Raw genomic sequence first — 1,039 nt, 5'->3', positions numbered from 1 at the left:
CCACAAGCACAGGTCCGGCATGGCCGAAACATTCACCGCAAGCCTCTTTAATGTCATCTACGAAACGCTTGATCTCCTGCCCATGGGTTTTAATGACTACGCCGGAGCCATCGCCATTCGGGTTGTCGCAAGGAATATCAGGAAGACGATGACGCTGACCGCCCTTCTCAGCCTGCCCAGCCTGAGCCAGGATCTGGCCCACGGTCATCTCACCGTTACTCAAAAACAAAAGACGCCAGGTCACTTGCTTCTTAAGACCGCCCTCGATCTGACTTCGCCCCTTGGGTTGACCACCGGACAGCATATAAATGATGTTGCCAAGATCGCCGGGTTCGACTTGGCCCACTTCATCCAGACACAAGGTCATGTCGTTGTGCATCTGGGCCGTGGCTTCCAGAGCGTTGCCAGTGGAGTGCCATTTACGAATAGAGGTATGGTCTGCGCCTTCCTGCGGGTCGGTGCCATCGCCCCAGACACTGGCGGCTACTTGTAGCAAGGTCGTCTTACCGCCCGAAGTTGCACCATAAAAATGGAATCCCGCCGATTCCCCCCGGCAGAGTTTGAGCAAAGGCCCAGCCAGAGCGGACATCGCCGCAAACATTAACAAGGGATTGCCCTTGCACGGATCAGCCACTCGCTTCTGCCAATCCTGAAGAGTGCCGCCTACCGACAGACAACTGGTGTCCTGCATATGGTTGGTCTGGAAAAACACCGAATCTATTTCATTACCACCAATGATCGACTTGGGCAGAACAAACACCGGCTTCTTTTGCGCATCGAACCAGCCCAGCTTATTAGCGGTCAGTGCTCGTTTTGAACAGTTAACCGCTGAGTCATCCAGATAACGACACACCCATTTTTCCTTACCGGCCACCATGGGCATTCCCTGTTCACGAATGAGCATCCCGAACTTGCCACCGGATTCACTGAGAATCTTCAGGGGAATGAAGGCCGTTTCCAGCTGCCAGTCGTAATCAAAAAACTTGATCACTGCACCCCGGCTGTTAAAAGAATCCTTGGTAATGGCGTGGACCCAGAT

Annotated in this window: 1 protein-coding gene; it reads right to left on the bottom strand. The window is 53.6% G+C overall.

Annotated features, from left to right (window positions below; all coding sequences use genetic code 11):
• Positions 1 to 991, bottom strand: a 991-nt coding sequence (locus KDK18_RS09375) for a DUF927 domain-containing protein (protein ID WP_257254641.1), incomplete at its 3' end; no start/stop codon positions are given.
• Positions 992 to 1,039: the final 48 nt, after the last annotated feature.

The sequence above is a fragment of the Endozoicomonas sp. SESOKO3 genome, from assembly GCF_024606255.1.
Note: the sequence above shows the minus strand (reverse complement) of the source record. Positions and strands in the feature narration are given on the sequence as shown.